The following is a 14750-nucleotide window of genomic DNA, read 5'->3' as shown; positions in this document are numbered from 1 at the left end:
GCCCCACACTGCGTTTAGCTTGTGCGGCGAGTGGTGCTTTCCACAATCGCGATCTCTTGTGTCGCGAGTTCACGTTCTTCATCGGGCGTGGGCTCGGGTGGGAAGCGCAACCGCAGACGGAAGCGACTTTCGGGCACGCGGCCCACGCGCATCCCGCGACTGTAGACAAGCCAGGTGATGGCGAATGCTGCAGCGAGCAGGCCCGAGAGCGAGCCGATGCCGAGGGCCCAGCGGGCGCCGAGTTCGTTGGCGGCCCAGCCGACGATGGGGGCGCCGATAGGGGTGCCGCCGGCGAAGATCGCGAGGTAGAGAGCCATGACGCGGCCACGCATGATCGGTGTCGTGGAGGTCTGAACGTAGGCGTTGGCGGTTGTCATCATCGTCAGCGAGGAGACGCCGACGATCGTGAGGGCGGCGCCGAAGGTCCAGTAGCTGGGGGAGAGGGCGGCGATCAGGCACGCCATTCCGAAGAATGCAGAGCCGACCACGACGACGCCGAAGCGTGCGCGCTCGCGGCGAGCGGCTAACAACGAGCCGACGATCGCGCCCACGGCCATCATCGACGAGAGTAGGCCGAACTCTGCTGCGCCCTTGCCAAATTCGGTGGTCGCCATGGTGGAGATGAAGACGGGGAAGTTGAAGCCGAAGGTGCCGACCAAGAAGACCATGACGAGCACGATCAGGATGTCTGGCCGGTTGCGCACGTAGCGCAGTCCATCCCGAATCTGGCCCTTCGCTCGCCCGAGTTTGGCCACGGGGTAGAGCTGGTTGCGACGGATGAACCACAGCGACGCGAGCACGCCCGCGAACGAGGCCGCGTTCACGAGGAACACCGGTCCGGAGCCGATCGCGGCAACGAGTACTCCAGCAATCGCGGGGCCGATGAGGCGGGCGCTCTGGAATGACATGGAGTTGAGCGCGACCGCGTTGGGCAGGTCTTTGTCGCTCACGAGCTCCGAGACGAAGGCTTGACGAACGGGTGCATCGATCGCGGTAGCCACACCAAGAAGTAGCGCAAAGACGTACACGTGCCAGAGCTCGACGTAGCCCGAGACGACGAGGATGCCGAGGCCAAGGGCGAGAACGAACTGGCTGAACTGAGTCCAGAGCAACACGACGCGGCGGTCGAAGCGGTCAGCGATGATTCCCGCGATGGGCATGAGCAACAGCAGGGGACCGAACTGCAGCGCCATCGTGAACCCGAGAGCCGCGGCGTCATGGTCGGTCAGTTCGGTAAGAACGATCCAGTCCTGGGCGGTGCGTTGCATCCACGCGCCCGTATTGGAGACAATCGCGCCAATGGTCCAGAGCCGGTAGTTGAAGAAGCGAAGCGAGCGGAACATTGCGCTCACGAATTGGCCAACTTCAACAGCACCGGGATGGCTGCGTGGAGGGCGGCGTGCTCGTCAGCGGAGAGTGTCGAGAGTTCGGCGGCGAACCATTCGGCGCGGCGCTGGCGAGTTTTGGCGATTAGCTCGACTCCCGCATCCGTCGCTTCAATGAGCACTTTGCGGCCGTCGTCGGGGGAGCTGGAGCGCGTGACGAGGCCCTCGTCGCTGAGGCAGTTGACGGTGCGATTCATCGACGGCGGGGTGACGCGCTCGTGCTCGGCGAGGGCCGCGAGCGTACTGGCGCCGTGGTGGCTGAGCGCGTAAAGAACGGAGAGTTGGCTGTCGCTGAGGGTGTCGTCGTGGCGTTGCTGGCGGATGCGACGCGCAATGCGCATGAAGGCGATGCGGAGTTCGTCGTCTAGGTCGTCAGGCATATTGCTTAGTCTAGCAAATTAGTCTTGCTAACTAGTTTCTGTACCGCCGATGGAGCGAGCCACACTCGCTCATTCTGCTCTCACGTTCGCGGCCGTAGAATGGCATAGCAAGGAGGCCCTCATGCCCACGTTTACGGTGCCACGAACTGATCACTCCTACGTCGACGCGCACGGCGTCACGATTCACTACTACCGCTGGGAATCACCGAAAGCCCATGCGGTTCTGCAACTCACCCACGGCCTCGGCGATCACGCCCGTCGCTACGAGCACGTTGCTCAAGCCCTCGTCGCCGCCGGGTACACGGTGTACGCCGACGACCACCGCGGCCACGGTGCCACCGGTCTCGACCAAAACGCGGGAGACGCCAGCAAGCTGGGCAAGCTTGGCAAGGGCGGGCTGCGTGCCGCCACTGAAAACATCCGCGAACTCTCGGCCATCATCCGTCGCGATCACCCCACTCTTCCGCTCGCTCTGCTCGGCCACTCGTGGGGCTCGCTCATGGTGCAAGACGTGCTCAACAAGCACTCCAAGGAATACGAGGTCGCGATCCTCACGGGCACCGCGCACCGCACCTTCGCTCACATGAATAGCGGCAACCTCAACGCCAAGCACAAGAGCCTGGGCATCACCGGGTACGAGTGGCTCAGCCGCGATCCGCAGGTTGCCGAAGACTTCGTGAACGACCCCCTGACGTTCTATGCGGATGCCCTCAAGCTCTTTGGCCCTATCGATGGAATGCGGCTTCTGGGGCGCCCGGCCAAGAACTTCGCCCGCGACATCCCGCTGCTCATCATGATCGGCGATGAAGATTCGCTCGGCGGAGAAGCGAGCATCGAAGCGCTCGCCGCCGACTATGTTGTGCGTTCGAAGCTCACTGACGTTGAAGCGATCGTCTACCCGGGCGCGCGTCACGAGATCTTCAACGAGACCAATAAAGACGAAGTGATCGCCGACCTGGTGGCGTGGCTCGATGCGCGGCTCAAGCCCGTGCATCCGGATGCCCCGCTGCCACCCGCAGCCAAGAACGAGGCGACGCACCCCGATTCAGCGCCCGGTAAGGCAGCGCCCTCTGACCCTGCACCCTCCAAATAGATGGCGTCGATTTTCACCGAGATCCTTAACGGTCGCTCACCCGGACGCTTTATCTGGGCGGATGACCGTGTCTTTGCCATTCTCACGATCGAGCCCCGTAAACCCGGTCACGCGCTCGTGATTCCGCGCATCGAGGTCGATCGGTGGAGCGATCTCGACGAAGAACTCGCGATGCACATCTTTCGTGTGGGGCGCCTCATCGGTCTCGCCCAGCGTGACGAGTGGGACTCCGATCGCGTCGGCGTCATGTTTGAGGGCTACCGGGTGCCGCACGCGCACTTGCACGTGTGGCCGTCGTGGACCGTCTACGAGTACAGCCACACCGGCATCAATCGCGATCCCGGCACCGAGGCGCTCGATGAGGCTTTTCAGCGTTTGCGAGCACGGATGATCGACCACGGGCATGGGGAGTTTGTTCCCCCGCTCGACTGGTCAATTCCGCAGTCTGACGCTGCCCAGTAGGCTGGATTCAGCACAACTAGACAGGGGTGAGCGATGCACGGCGAATTCAAGGTGCCCGGCGGAAAACTCGTAGTGGTCGATCTCGATGTTGTCGATGACGCGATCACCAATTTTCGTCTCGCTGGTGACTTCTTTTTAGAGCCGGATGAGGCCCTCGAAGACATCAACGCCGCCATCGAAGGTCTGCCCGCTAACTCCGACGCGAAGGCCATCACGAGCGCAATTCAGCAGTCACTGCCCGAGGGCACGGTGATGCTCGGCTTTTCTGCCGAATCGGTGGCCACGGCCATCCGTCGCGCCCTGCAGCGTGCCACGACGTGGAAAGACTACGACTGGCAGATTGTCACGGGCCCGCCGCTGGAACCCCGCATGCAAATGGCGATGGATCAGGTGCTCTCCGAAGAGGTCGCCTCCGGTCGCCGTAAGCCCACTTTGCGCATCTGGGAGTGGAACAAGCCCGCCGTCGTAATCGGCAGCTTCCAATCGCTGCGCAACGAAGTCGACCTCGAGAACGCCAAGAAGTACGGTTTCGAGGTCGTGCGTCGCATCTCCGGTGGAGGCGCCATGTTCATGGAAGCCGGCACCGTGATCACCTACTCGATCTACGTACCGGTCGAACTCGTGCAGGGGATGACGTTCGCGGACTCCTACGCTTTCCTCGACGAGTGGGTCATCATCGCCCTCAAGTCGCTCGGCATCGAAGCGAGCTACCAGCCGCTCAATGACATTGCGAGCCCCACCGGCAAGATCGGCGGAGCCGCCCAGAAGCGTCTCGGCGCCGGCGCCGTGCTGCACCACGTCACCATGAGCTACGACATGGATGGCGACAAGATGGTTCAGGTCTTGCGCATCGGTCGCGAGAAGATGAGCGACAAGGGCACCAAGTCGGCGGCCAAGCGGGTTGACCCACTGCGCAGCCAGACCGGAATGGAACGTGCCGACATCATCGACACCATGGTTGCGACCTTCCGTGGGCTCCATGGCCTTGCCGAGAGTGAACTGACGAGCGACGAGATTGCGCGCGCTGAAGAACTCGTTGCCGAGAAGTTCGGCACCGAAGAGTGGTTGCAGCGCGTTCCGTGAACCACACCCTCCGCGGCGTGACCCTCACGCTCACCCTGGCCGCTCTACTGCTCGGCGGTGTCGTGGCGTCTGCCGTGCTCGGGCAACTGCCCGTAAGCCCCGCCGAAGTGGGCGGTTCTGTCTTGCGGGCGCTCGGCATCCAGAACGAGTGGGCCCCGAGTGACTCCATCGTGGAATCCACGCTCTGGGTCGTACGCTTTCCGCGCATAGCGATGGCCCTGGTCGTGGGTGCTGCCCTCGCCGTGGCCGGCGCCGTCATGCAGGCCATTTTCGGCAACCCGCTGGCTGAACCGGGCGTCGTCGGAGTGTCATCCGGTGCCGCTCTCGGTGCGGCCATCGCGATCGTCGTAGGAATTTCCGCGCTCGGGGATGGGGCGATTGCGCTCTTCGCTTTCGTCGGCGGACTGCTCGCCACGCTGCTCGTGTACTTCGTCTCGCGTGCCAATGGCCGCACCGAAGTCGTCACGCTCTTACTCACCGGTATCGCGGTCAATGCCTTCGCTGGCGCGGGCTTGGCCTTCCTGCTGTTCATTGCCGACTCCGGCAGCCGCGAGCAGATCGTGTTCTGGCAGCTCGGATCGTTGAACGGATCGCGGTGGAGCGAAGTGCTCATCGTCGCGCTCGTCACCGCCGTGGGCCTCACTGCCGCCATCGTGCTCGCTCGCCCCTTTGACCTTTTGGCGCTGGGGGAGCGCAACGCCCGCCACCTCGGCGTCAACGTTGAACGCCTCCGCATTGTCTCGATCGTCATCGTTGCGCTGCTCACCGGTGTGGCCGTGGCGTTCGTCGGCATCATCGCCTTCGTCGGTCTCGTGGTGCCGCACGCAATGCGCATGGTGATCGGCCCAGCGCACCGCGCGCTCATCGTCGCGAGTGCCATCGGCGGTGGCGTGCTGCTCGTGCTCTCCGACCTGCTCGCCCGCTCCGTCGTTGCGGGTGGCGACCTGCCGATTGGCTTGCTCACCTCACTCGTCGGTGGCCCGTTCTTCTTCTACCTGCTTTTCCGTCAGCGTCGCCAGAGCGGAGGCTGGGCATGATCAGCGCACGCAATATCGGTGTGCGGCTCGGCGGCCGCGCCATTCTCGACGACGTCAGCCTCGACGTGGCGCCCGGCGAAGTGCTCGCCCTCGTTGGCCCGAACGGTGCCGGAAAATCCACTCTGCTCGCAGTGTTGAGCGGCGATCGAAAGCCCGACAGCGGCACTGTGACCATCGACGGTCGAGACGTGGGCGGCATCCGCCACGGCGAGCTTGCCCGACTGCGTGCCGTGCTCACTCAAGAGAACAGCGTGAGTTTTCCCTTCCGTGTCTCCGAGGTTGTAGCAATGGGTCGCAGCCCCTGGGCGCGCGAAGTCGAGAGTCGCGACGATGTTGCTGTCGTCAACGAAGCCTTAGAAGTAACGGATGTCGCTCACCTGGGTGACCGTCGCTACACGACGCTGTCGGGTGGCGAAAAAGCGCGCGTCTCCCTCGCGCGCGTGCTTGCTCAACACACGCCCGTCGTGTTCTTGGATGAGCCAACCGCTGCCCTCGACCTGCGCCACCAAGAAGACGTCATGCGCGTCGCCCGCACGATGGCGCAGGAGGGCCGGGCCGTCGTCGTGGTGCTCCACGACTTGAGCTTGGCCGGCGCCTACTCCGACCGCCTCGCGCTTATCGCGCACGGCACGCTCGACGCCATCGGCACTCCCAGCGAGGTGCTCACCGCCGAGCGAGTCGAGCGGGTCTATGGCCTCGCGGTCGACCTGCACGTCGTGGGCGGGCATCCGGTCGTCGTCCCTCGGCGCTAACTTCCGCGCTAGCGGCTGAGGAGGTCGCGGTATTCGGGGTGGTCGGTGATGAACTTGTCGATGAATTCGCACTTAGCCACGACGCGGGTTTCGCTTTCAGCCCGCACCAGATTGAGGGCGCCGCGAGCGAGTTCGGTACCGCGCCCCTGACCGCGGTATTTGGGATCGATCTCTGTGTGGACGAACACGATCTGATCGTCGCGAAGTTGGTAGTCGGCGAGCCCTGCTTGAACCCCGTCGACAAGCAGCTCATAACGGTGCATTGAGGGATCGTGAATAACTTCGCTGGCCATAGTGCAAGCCTACTCTCGGGTACTGCGTTGGGGACATGGACTGCGGCGCGCCACGGCAGGGGAATAGTATCGACGGGTGTCTGAACCAGTTGCCCCCGCATCCGGTGGATCAAATCGCCGCCTTCTCATCATCGCCATCACGGGACTCGTGCTGATTGTTGCTGCCGCGGTGACCTCGTTCGTGGCGCTCGCGCCCACTCCCGAACCTGTGGCCACCGCAACGCGTCCCCCGAGCCCCACGCCGACACCGACGCCCACTCCGACGCCTACGCCGACACCCACATTCGACAAGACGCAGTACTCGACGGATGACGCGAGCAGCCTGTGGGTCGTCGCCAATAAGCTTCGCCCGCTCAACCCGCAAACCTACGAACCGGAACTCGTGTTCGTTGATGTGCCGTATGTGTACGAACCATACTTAAGGCCGGAGGCTGCCGCCGCCGTCGTCGACATGTTCGCTGCGTATCAAACCGAGACCGGGCTGCAAATGCAATCGCAGAGTTCGTATCGAAGCTACTGGTCTCAAGAGAGCGTGTACGCCGGCTGGGTGTCGCAACTCGGTCAAGAGGCGGCCGACCTCACGAGCGCGCGACCCGGCCACAGCGAGCACCAAACGGGGCTCTCAATTGATATCAGTGCGTTGCCCGCTAACTGCACGCTCACCCAGTGCTTCGGAGATACCCCGCAGGGCCGATGGCTCGATGAGAACGGCTGGAAGTACGGTTTCACCGTGCGGTACCCCGAGGGAAAAACCGACATCACCGGTTACGAGTACGAACCGTGGCACTTGCGTTATGTGGGCAAGGAACTTGCCGCAGAACTGCACAAGACGGGCATCCAAACGCTCGAAGAGTTCTTTGGTCTGCCCGCTGCACCGACCTACGGCTAGGTTCCCACGCCCTAAACTCATCACATGACTTCGACGCCCAACCCTGACACTGTGAGCTACAGCTACCTAGGGCCCGCCGGAACCTTTACGGAGGCTGCGCTCAAGCAGGTTCCCGAAGCTGCCGGAGCACAGTGGCGCAGCGTCAACAACGTCGGCGAAGCACTTGACGACGTCACAAGCGGCCGCAGTGTCGCCGCGATGATCGCCATCGAAAACTCGATCGACGGGGGCGTGAGCGTCACTCAAGACGCCCTGACCACCACCCCCAACCTGCGCATCATGGGCGAATATTTGGTCCCCGTGAACTTCGTGCTCGTGGCCCGGCCCGGCACGGCGCTCGACGACATCACAACGGTCAACGCTCATCCGGTTGCCTACGGGCAAACCCGGCGCTGGCTCGACGCTCAACTGCCGCAACACGCCTACCTGCCCGCAAGCTCCAATGTCGCGGCCGCAGCATCATTGCTTGAGAACAGCATTGCGGATGCCGCTGTGGCTCCGCCCGGCATCACCGAACATTACCCACTCGAAGTGCTCGCTGAGAGCATCGCGAACAACCAGACGTCCGTGACTCGATTCGTGCTCGTCTCGGCGAGCACCGAGTTGCCCGAACCGACGGGCGCCGACAAGACGAGCGTGATCGTTGAGCTGCCCGACAACGCTCCCGGTCGCTTGCTTGAGATGCTCGAACAGTTCGCCACTCGCGGAGTCAACATGAGTTTGATCGAATCGCGCCCGATCGGGGATGAGCTGGGTCGCTACCGTTTCGTCATCGACTTAGAGGGCCACATCCTCGATGAGCGCGTTGCGGATGCGCTGCTGGGAATCAAACGATTCAGCCCTCAGGTCATCTTCCTGGGCAGCTATCCGCGGGCAGACAAGCTCGCCACCAGGGTGACACCGCGCTACGGCAACGACGTCTTCGTGGAGGCCCGCGATTGGCTCCGGGGAATCACCACCGGCGAGCCCGCCGAAAGCTAATACTGCGTTCTATCGAGAACTCGATCGTGGAACGCGCACAATGAGCGCGAGCGGGTCAACCCACGTGTGCACTGACTTGGCGAGCCCGAACTCATCGCCGTCGAGCTGAAACTCTTCAGGGTTGTCGACGATCATGTTGAGGTCGCTGCCTTTCGCGTAGCGCACATCGCGCACATCTTTCGAGAGGTCGATGATGCGGCGACCCATTGCGCTCTTGCGAAGCACGCCGTTCTCCCACGCGATCTTGTTCCAGATGTTGAGCCAGCCGAATCGCCCCCGGGGCACGAGCGCCGCCATGTCGAGGATGCCGTCATCCGGTAGAGCGTCCGGCATGAGCAGTAGGCCACCCGGCAGCGAACCGCAGTTGCCGATGATCACGGTGTGGGCGCTGAGCGAACGATTGGGGGCGCCATCCACGCTGTAACGCAGCTTCACCGGGCGCAGTTCAGGGATCGAGCGGGCGATGCCGTCGACGTAAGCGAGCCACCCGACCGCCTTCTTGAGCTTAGTGCTCGTGTTCTTGATCATCTTGGCGTCGAGCCCGAGGCCAGCCATCACGAGAAAAGCGTGCTCTTCATGGTCGTCATTGTCGCGAACAATACTGACCATGCCGAGGTCGATGGGGCGGTCATAGCCATTAAAGGCAATGTCCACGCTGTCGTGCATATTGCCTGCGGGCAGGTCCAAGTTGCGAGCGAGGAGGTTGCCTGTGCCGGCGGGAACAACCGCCATCGGCACTCCGCTGCCACGAAGGGCCTCTGCCACGGCGCGCACCGTGCCATCGCCGCCGGCCGCAATAACGACAGAAGCCCCCCGACGGATCGCGCTGCCCGCCACGCCTTGGCCCGCATCCACTTCGGTAGTGGCAAACCAGAGCGGCGTCGCCCAGTCGGCGGCTTTCGCAGCCGCGTTCACGAGCTTCTTCAGCTTCGCAAGGTCGACCTTGATGGGGTTGTAAACGACCGCCATTTTAGGTTTCGTATTTCGAGGGGAGGGCACACATAAACGCTACGCCATGAATCGATAGGCTGTACTGGTGATTGACCCCCAAATTCTCCGAGAAAACCCTGACGTCGTGCGGCAATCGCAACGCGCTCGCGGGGCATCCGTGCAGCTAGTTGACGACGCTATCGCCGCTGACCAGAACCGCCGTGCCCGCATTGGCGAGTTCGAGGCGCTGCGTGCCGAGCAAAACAGTTTCGGCAAGAAGGTTGCTCAGGCGCCCGCCGCCGAGAAGAAGGCCTTGGTTGCTCAAGCCCAAGAGTTGTCGGCTCAAGTGAAGCTGGCTCAACAGGCATCGACCGAAGCTGAAGCGGAGTTCACGCGCATCGTCGGGTCGCTTGGCAACATCGCCGTTGACGGCGTGCCTGTCGGTGGTGAGGATGACTGGGAGCTCGTTCGCGAAGTGGGCACGCCCGCATCGTTCGACTTTGAGCCCCGTGACCACGCCGACCTTGGCGAGATTCTTGGTGCTATCGACATCCCACGCGGAGTGAAAGTGGCGGGCAGCCGCTTCTACTTCCTCAAGGGCGTCGGCGCTCGACTCGAACTGGGGCTCATGAACATGGCGCTGGATCGCGCGATCGCTGGCGACTTCATCCCGCTCATCACCCCCACCCTCGTGCGCCCCGAGATGATGGCCGGCACCGGGTTCTTGGGCGAGCACGCTGACGAGATCTACCACTTGCCTGCCGACGACCTCTACCTCACCGGTACGAGTGAAGTTGCGCTCGCCGGGTACCACTCCGATGAGATCCTCGATCTCTCGAAGGGGCCGTTGCGTTACGCCGGTTGGTCAACCTGCTACCGCCGCGAAGCCGGTTCTGCGGGTAAGGACAACCGCGGCATCTTGCGCGTGCACCAGTTCAACAAGCTTGAGATGTTTAGCTACGTGCTGCCCGAGAACGCTCAAGTAGAGCACGAGCGACTGCTGTCGTTCCAAGAGTCGATGCTGCAGGCCTGCGAGCTCAGCTACCGCGTGATCGATGTTGCCGGTGGCGACCTCGGTTCTAGCGCGGCCCGCAAGTACGACATTGAGGCATGGGTTCCGACCCAGGGCACGTACCGCGAGCTCACCTCTACCTCTAACTGCACGACGTATCAGGCGCGTCGCCTCGACATCCGGTACCGCACCGAGTCCGGCAAGACGGCCCCCGTCGCTACCCTCAACGGAACTTTGGCTACCACCCGCTGGTTGGTTGCCATCCTCGAAACCCACCAACAGCCCGACGGGTCGGTCGTTGTGCCCGAAGCACTTCGCCCCTACCTCGGCGGCCTCGAAGTTTTGGAGCCACTCGCGTGACAATCGCAGCACAGGATGACCGCTGGATGATCGCGCTCGACATCGACGGCACTGTGCTGCTCGAGTCGGGCGAGATGAACGACGTCGTGATTGAGGCTGTCGCCAAGGTGCGCGATGCCGGTCACGAGGTCATGTTGGCGACCGGGCGCTCGGTCGCGATGACCCTGCCGATTCTGCGCAAGTTGGGGCTCAAGCCTGAGTACGTGGTGTGCTCGAACGGCGCGATCACGCTCAAGCGTGATCCGCTCGGTGAGGGCGGTTACAGCCGTGAGTTCGTCGAGATGTTCAACCCTCAAGAGGTCCTTACGAGCATCAAGCAGCACTTGGGGTCGGCCAACTATGCAGTCGAAGATGCCACCGGCAAGTTCTTCGTCGATGGCAAGTTTCCGGAGGGCGCCCTTGGCGCAGTCAGCGAAGACGTGTCGTTTGACGAACTCATCAAGGTGCAGGCCACTCGTGTTGTCGTCATCTCACCTCAGCACCAAGTTGACGACTTCCTCTCGGTCGTCGAGAAGATGGGGCTCCACAAGGTCAGCTACAACGTCGGTTGGACGGCGTGGCTCGACATCGCGCCCGATGGCGTCAATAAGTCCACGGCGCTTGAGAACGTGCGTTCGCGCCTCGGCATCCCGCGCTCGCGCGTGTTCGCCATGGGTGATGGCCGCAACGACATCGACATGCTCGAGTGGGCAGCGTCGCACGGCCGTGGCGTCGCCATGGGGCAGGCTCCGGATGACGTGCTCGCGGTGGCCAATCAGGTCACCGAAAGCGACGTCAACGACGGTGCAGCGCTCGCGCTCACCGCTTTCTTGGAATCGCGCTCCGCGTCTTAGGGATGCGGAGCTCAGCGCCCCGCTTCCTCACGAAACTCGCTGAGGGCTTCGTCGTAGATCGCCATCGCGCGAGCGACTTCTTCGGCGGTAACGACGGCCGGCGGTACAACGTGAATGCGGTTGTCGGCGATGAACGGCAGTAGTCCGCGCTTCACGAGGGCACCCTTGACCTTGCCCATGTCGGCAGCGTTGAGGGGTTCGCGGGTTTCACGATTGGCGACGAGTTCGAGTGCCCAGAAGACGCCGCTTCCGCGGACCTCACCGATGCACTCGTGCTTGTGGGCGAGGGCCGCGAGGCCGGGCGCGATGTGGTCACGCCCGATCATGGCGGCGTTCTCTACGATGCCTTCCTCTTCCATTGCCGTGATGGAGGCAACGATGGAGGCCGCAGCGAGCGGGTGGCCAGAGTAGGTGAGGCCGCCAGGGAAGACGCGTTCGTCGAAGGAGGCCGCGATCTCGTCAGAGATGATGACGCCGCCCACGGGAATGTAGCCCGAGTTGACGCCCTTGGCGAAGGTGATGAGGTCGGGCTTCACGTCGAAGGCTTCGAACGCGAACCAGTGGCCGGTGCGGCCGAAGCCCACCATGACCTCGTCGAGGATCAGCAGGATGCCGTACTTGTCGGCGATGGCGCGCACACCAGCCAGGTAGCCGGGCGGCGGGGTCAGCACGCCGGCGGTGCCGGGGATGCTCTCAAGCAGGATGGCGGCGATGGACTCGGCGCCTTCTGCCTGGATGGTGCGCTCAAGGTGGTGCAGGGCGCGCTCGGCTTCTTGTTCGGGGGAGTCCGACCAGAATTCGGAGCGGTACTCGTAGGGCCCGAATACGTGCACGTGAGCGCGAGCGTATTCGTTGGGGACACGGCGCCAGTCGCCGGTCGCGACGACGGCCGATCCGGTGTTGCCGTGGTACGAGCGGTAGCGCGAGATGATCTTGTCGCGGCCGGTGTGCAGGCGAGCCATTCGCATGGCGTTTTCGTTGGCATCCGCTCCACCGTTGGTGAAGAAGACCTTGTTCATGCCTTCGGGCGCGTGGTCGGTAATTTTGCGGGCTGCTTCACCGCGGATGTTGATGGCGTGCGCGGGAGCAACGGTGGCCATGATGTCGGCCTGGGCCTTGATGCCCGCAATGACGGCGGGGTGCTGATGGCCGATGTTGATGTTGACGAGCTGACTGGAGAAGTCGAGGTATTCGTTACCTTCGTTGTCCCACACGGTGCTGCCGAGGCCGCCTTCGAGTACGAGGGGCTTCAGCGCGCCCTGCGCAGACCAGGAATGGAACACGTGGGCGCGGTCGAGCGCGACGGTGTCGGCGTTGCTGGGCTGGGGTGATGCGGGCGCGGAGTTCATGAGGCACCTTTCAAGACGGAACGAATGTCTCCACTATCGTCCGCGGCGAATCGCGCGTGGGTGCCAATTTGTATAGCGTTCTGCCGATTGTTCGACATAATGTGAGGGCAGGGCAATGAGGGGATATCCGGATGCTTCCAACGATTGAATGGCTCCTCACCAAGCGCACCCTGCGGTTGAGTCTCGTTGCCGCCTCGGCGGATCTCGCCGACGCCGTCGACGTCACCGCGGGCACCGCGCTCGCTGACCGTCTGGCGGCCCCGATCTCGTGGGTTCACAGCTCAGACCTCGATGACCCCACTCCTTTCTTGAGCGCCGGCAACGTATTACTCACGGATGGCGCGCAGTTCGGTTTTGCCGCCGCCACAGAGACCTACGACTACAACTCTTATGTGCGCCGCCTTGTCGACGCCGGCATCGTGGGCCTGGGCTTCGCCACGCACTTCCTCCATCAGGGAATGCCCACGGGCCTGGCGGTGGAGTGCGCACGGGCTGGCCTGCCGCTGATCGATGTGCCCGACCGGGTTCCGTTCATCGCCGTTATTCGTGAGGTTGCCGACCAGATTGCGGCGGAACGCAGTCGCCGTATGGAGTGGTCGATCGCGGCGCACAAAGCAATCTCCTATGCGGCCCTCAAGCCCACCGGGCTGCGGTCAACTCTCATCGAGCTCGAGCGTCAACTCTCGTGTTGGGTCGGCCTGTTCGACGTGACCGGGCATCCCGTTCCGGTTCCGGGGCTTCGACGCTCGGGCGATCGTTTTGCCGCACCGGTGCGGGATGAGGTGTCGCGGGCACTGCGAAAGGGGAGCCGGTCATCCACGGCTCTCACTCTCGAAGCGGGCCAAGTGACGATTCAGACGCTCGGCCAGAGCGGTGCTCTGCGCGGCGCTCTCGCTCTGGGGCGCGGTGTCCCGCTTGACCGCGCCGAAAACGAACTCGTCACGAGCGTTATCGCCATGGCGACACTAGCGCTCGAACAAAACCGGGCGCTCGACGCCACCCGGAGTCACTTGAGATCGTCGCTGTTAGAACTGCTGCTCGAGGGCAAAGTTGTTGCTGCCCGCTCGATCGCGACGGAAGTGTGGGGCGATCTGCCCACCGAGCCCGTGAGCGTCTTCGCGCTCGCCCGTCACACGCAAAGCCACTTCGTTCTTGACGCCCTCGATGTGCTGGCCCTCGACGCCGAGGGGCGCGCATTCTTCGCCGTGCGTGGTGACGTGATCGTCGTACTGGTCGAGACCGCAAGCGACTCGGGCACCTCTCCTTCGGCACTCCACGAGCTCGAACAACTTGTCGACGACCATCAACTCGTGGCGGGCAGTGCTCTCGCTTCGGACTACACCGAATTGGCCACCGCGGTGGGCCAAGCAACCAGCGCTCTGCAGGCGCGAGGCGAGCGGCCCGGCGTTACCGAGTTCGCCGAGATCGCTGATTCCGGGATGCTCGGGGTGCTGCACGCGGCGGGTGCTGAGCGAGTGGCACATCGAGTCCTCACGCCGCTCGCCGATTTCGATGCCGAGCATTCGGCATCCCTCGTGGAGACGCTGCGCTCTTGGTTCGCGCACGATTGCTCGTGGGGCGCGACCGCCGCGAGTCTTGGCATCCACCGTCACACGGTGCGGTCGCGCGTGGGGCAAGCGGGCAGCATCCTGAATCTCGATCTCGACACTTTCGAGGGCCGTCTCGAGCTGTGGGCGGCTCTGAGGCTCAGCGTTTAGCTGGTCTACCCCCATTTCGAGCCTTTTCGCCTGCCTTTCAGGTACGCCCTGCGGGCATCAGATACACTCTGAACTTGCATCACGCAAGGAGGGCTGTCCGAGCGGCCGATGGAGCCAGTCTTGAAAACTGGTGGGCAGAAATGTCTCGTGGGTTCGAATCCCACGCCCTCCGCTCTGCGTGCTGCGTCTTGAT

The 14750-nt window shown here is 63.3% G+C and carries 15 protein-coding genes and 1 tRNA gene; 11 read left to right on the top strand and 5 right to left on the bottom strand.

From position 1 onward, the window contains the following. Nucleotides 1–14: 14 nt before the first annotated feature. Both ACR3YK_RS04330 and ACR3YK_RS04325 read right to left on the bottom strand, forming a co-directional pair. Nucleotides 15–1352 (bottom strand): MFS transporter, encoded by a 1338-nt coding sequence (locus tag ACR3YK_RS04330; protein ID WP_486175991.1) that lies wholly within the window; start codon nt 1350–1352, stop codon nt 15–17. Further along, nucleotides 1349–1765, bottom strand: coding sequence for a MarR family winged helix-turn-helix transcriptional regulator (locus ACR3YK_RS04325; RefSeq protein ID WP_486175990.1), 417 nt, complete (start codon nt 1763–1765; stop codon nt 1349–1351). The genes ACR3YK_RS04330 and ACR3YK_RS04325 overlap by 4 nt, the downstream gene beginning before the upstream one ends. Nucleotides 1766–1886: 121 nt before the next feature. On the opposite strand from ACR3YK_RS04325, the gene ACR3YK_RS04320 reads away from it, so the two are divergent. The 5 genes from ACR3YK_RS04320 to ACR3YK_RS04300 are packed head-to-tail and all read left to right on the top strand — an operon-like array spanning nt 1887 to nt 6192. Continuing rightward, the gene (locus ACR3YK_RS04320; RefSeq protein ID WP_486175989.1) at nt 1887–2858 is read left to right on the top strand and encodes an alpha/beta hydrolase; all 972 of its coding nucleotides are present in this window, start codon (nt 1887–1889) and stop codon (nt 2856–2858) included. Then, nucleotides 2859–3320, top strand: a complete 462-nt coding sequence (locus ACR3YK_RS04315) for an HIT family protein (protein ID WP_486175988.1) — start codon at nt 2859–2861, stop codon at nt 3318–3320. It begins immediately after the preceding gene. Between the two features lie 33 nt (nt 3321–3353). Continuing rightward, on the top strand, nt 3354–4403 hold the full coding sequence (gene lplAB, locus ACR3YK_RS04310) for a lipoate-protein ligase LplAB (protein WP_486175987.1): 1050 nt from the start codon (nt 3354–3356) through the stop codon (nt 4401–4403). After that, nucleotides 4382–5440 (top strand): FecCD family ABC transporter permease, encoded by a 1059-nt coding sequence (locus ACR3YK_RS04305; protein WP_486175986.1) that lies wholly within the window; start codon nt 4382–4384, stop codon nt 5438–5440. Before lplAB ends, ACR3YK_RS04305 begins: the two co-directional genes overlap by 22 nt. Beyond that, nucleotides 5437–6192, top strand: a complete 756-nt coding sequence (locus tag ACR3YK_RS04300) for a heme ABC transporter ATP-binding protein (RefSeq protein WP_486175985.1) — start codon at nt 5437–5439, stop codon at nt 6190–6192. Before ACR3YK_RS04305 ends, ACR3YK_RS04300 begins: the two co-directional genes overlap by 4 nt. Before the next feature lie 8 nt (nt 6193–6200). Here the strand turns inward: ACR3YK_RS04300 and ACR3YK_RS04295 are convergent, their stop codons facing one another. Then, nucleotides 6201–6485, bottom strand: coding sequence for a GNAT family N-acetyltransferase (locus tag ACR3YK_RS04295; RefSeq protein WP_486175984.1), 285 nt, complete (start codon nt 6483–6485; stop codon nt 6201–6203). A 76-nt stretch (nt 6486–6561) separates the two neighbouring features. Between ACR3YK_RS04295 and ACR3YK_RS04290 the strand changes: the two genes are divergently transcribed. Both ACR3YK_RS04290 and pheA read left to right on the top strand, forming a co-directional pair. Further along, the gene (locus ACR3YK_RS04290) at nt 6562–7374 is read left to right on the top strand and encodes a M15 family metallopeptidase (RefSeq protein WP_486175983.1); all 813 of its coding nucleotides are present in this window, start codon (nt 6562–6564) and stop codon (nt 7372–7374) included. 24 nt (nt 7375–7398) lie between these two features. Next, nucleotides 7399–8355 carry a prephenate dehydratase gene (gene pheA / locus ACR3YK_RS04285; protein ID WP_486175982.1) on the top strand — a complete coding sequence of 319 codons (957 nt, stop codon included), beginning with the start codon at nt 7399–7401 and terminating at the stop codon, nt 8353–8355. Nucleotides 8356–8364: 9 nt separating this feature from the next. On the opposite strand, the gene ACR3YK_RS04280 is transcribed toward pheA, so the two are convergent. Next, the gene (locus ACR3YK_RS04280) at nt 8365–9324 is read right to left on the bottom strand and encodes a diacylglycerol/lipid kinase family protein (RefSeq protein ID WP_486175981.1); all 960 of its coding nucleotides are present in this window, start codon (nt 9322–9324) and stop codon (nt 8365–8367) included. A 67-nt stretch (nt 9325–9391) separates the two neighbouring features. Between ACR3YK_RS04280 and serS the strand changes: the two genes are divergently transcribed. Together serS and ACR3YK_RS04270 are read left to right on the top strand one after the other, a co-directional pair. Further along, complete coding sequence (gene serS / locus ACR3YK_RS04275; RefSeq protein ID WP_486175980.1) at nt 9392–10657, top strand: serine--tRNA ligase; 1266 nt, start codon at nt 9392–9394, stop codon at nt 10655–10657. Beyond that, a complete protein-coding gene (locus ACR3YK_RS04270; RefSeq protein ID WP_486175979.1) occupies nt 10654–11490 on the top strand; it encodes an HAD family hydrolase in 837 nt (278 codons plus the stop codon). The genes serS and ACR3YK_RS04270 overlap by 4 nt, the downstream gene beginning before the upstream one ends. A gap of 11 nt (nt 11491–11501) precedes the next feature. Here the strand turns inward: ACR3YK_RS04270 and ACR3YK_RS04265 are convergent, their stop codons facing one another. Further along, nucleotides 11502–12839, bottom strand: a complete 1338-nt coding sequence (locus ACR3YK_RS04265; RefSeq protein ID WP_486175978.1) for an aminotransferase class III-fold pyridoxal phosphate-dependent enzyme — start codon at nt 12837–12839, stop codon at nt 11502–11504. A 131-nt stretch (nt 12840–12970) separates the two neighbouring features. On the opposite strand from ACR3YK_RS04265, the gene ACR3YK_RS04260 reads away from it, so the two are divergent. Then, entirely contained in the window at nt 12971–14557 is a 1587-nt protein-coding gene (locus ACR3YK_RS04260) for a PucR family transcriptional regulator (protein WP_486175977.1), read from the top strand. A gap of 87 nt (nt 14558–14644) precedes the next feature. Beyond that, nucleotides 14645–14729, top strand: a tRNA-Ser gene (locus ACR3YK_RS04255). The last annotated feature ends 21 nt before the right edge of the window (nt 14730–14750 follow it).

The sequence above is a fragment of the Salinibacterium sp. 10G20-15 genome (assembly GCF_057365065.1).
This window is presented reverse-complemented; position numbering and strand designations above follow the sequence as displayed.

What these genes read in the sequence shown, in the direction of transcription:
- ACR3YK_RS04315 (WP_486175988.1), top strand. Translation starts at nt 2,859, where the DNA reads ATGGCGTCGATTTTCACCGAGATCCTTAACGGTCGCTCACCCGGACGC.
- ACR3YK_RS04265 (WP_486175978.1), bottom strand. Translation starts at nt 12,839, where the DNA reads ATGAACTCCGCGCCCGCATCACCCCAGCCCAGCAACGCCGACACCGTC.
- ACR3YK_RS04320 (WP_486175989.1), top strand. Translation starts at nt 1,887, where the DNA reads ATGCCCACGTTTACGGTGCCACGAACTGATCACTCCTACGTCGACGCG.
- lplAB (WP_486175987.1), top strand. Translation starts at nt 3,354, where the DNA reads ATGCACGGCGAATTCAAGGTGCCCGGCGGAAAACTCGTAGTGGTCGAT.
- ACR3YK_RS04260 (WP_486175977.1), top strand. Translation starts at nt 12,971, where the DNA reads ATGCTTCCAACGATTGAATGGCTCCTCACCAAGCGCACCCTGCGGTTG.
- ACR3YK_RS04300 (WP_486175985.1), top strand. Translation starts at nt 5,437, where the DNA reads ATGATCAGCGCACGCAATATCGGTGTGCGGCTCGGCGGCCGCGCCATT.
- ACR3YK_RS04295 (WP_486175984.1), bottom strand. Translation starts at nt 6,485, where the DNA reads ATGGCCAGCGAAGTTATTCACGATCCCTCAATGCACCGTTATGAGCTG.
- ACR3YK_RS04325 (WP_486175990.1), bottom strand. Translation starts at nt 1,765, where the DNA reads ATGCCTGACGACCTAGACGACGAACTCCGCATCGCCTTCATGCGCATT.
- ACR3YK_RS04280 (WP_486175981.1), bottom strand. Translation starts at nt 9,324, where the DNA reads ATGGCGGTCGTTTACAACCCCATCAAGGTCGACCTTGCGAAGCTGAAG.
- pheA (WP_486175982.1), top strand. Translation starts at nt 7,399, where the DNA reads ATGACTTCGACGCCCAACCCTGACACTGTGAGCTACAGCTACCTAGGG.